Genomic DNA, 606 nt, shown 5'->3' with positions numbered 1-606 from the left:
CGTCGAGTGCCGCAAGCGCCGTCCGCGGTCACGGTGCCGATATCCTCGGCCTGGGGGATCCGGTCGGGCAAGTCCGGCGATGAGGCGGATCGGAAAACGGTCCGGGGGATCGTTTTTCCGAGGAAGGGGGTGTCGTCTTCCCGGCCGGCTGTGCCGGGGCCGAGAGCGTCGGCGCGGATGTCCGAAGCGGCGGCATCCCTGGCCAGAGGCACCTTGCGCCATTGGCGGCGGGCCTGAACGCCATGCTTGCGGGCCTGCCCGTTCGGTTCATCGGGCTTACGCGGCCCGGCTGGGGCCCCGGTCCCGCTTCACCCGAGGAACTCGATCGCGGTGCTGTCCACCAGCAGGTTCGGCGGCCCCTCGGCGCGGCGCCATGGGATTTGCGCCTGCAGGGTCCTCTGCCTCCGGAAGAGCGTCGGGCAGTCCGGAACCGGCCAATCGGGCCCGGCCAGGCGCAGGAGGCTCGCGACCATCCCGGCGGTCTGCCTGAGCGGCGGCTTGGCCAGCACACCGATCGACAGGCAGAACCGGATCGCCGCATCCGAGAAGACCGGCGGGCGTCCTGGACGGCCCTCATGCGGCGCGTGCCACGCCATCTTCTTGTCT

1 pseudogene is annotated in these 606 nt (G+C 71.3%); it reads right to left on the bottom strand.

Annotated features, from left to right (window positions below):
* Positions 1-606 (bottom strand): annotated as a pseudogene (locus DSD19_RS12470) (transposase); the annotation flags it as partial.

Origin of the sequence: Rhodovulum sp. BSW8 (genome assembly GCF_003314725.1) — a bacterium.
Classification (GTDB): domain Bacteria; phylum Pseudomonadota; class Alphaproteobacteria; order Rhodobacterales; family Rhodobacteraceae; genus Rhodovulum; species Rhodovulum visakhapatnamense.
Note: the sequence above shows the minus strand (reverse complement) of the source record. Positions and strands in the feature narration are given on the sequence as shown.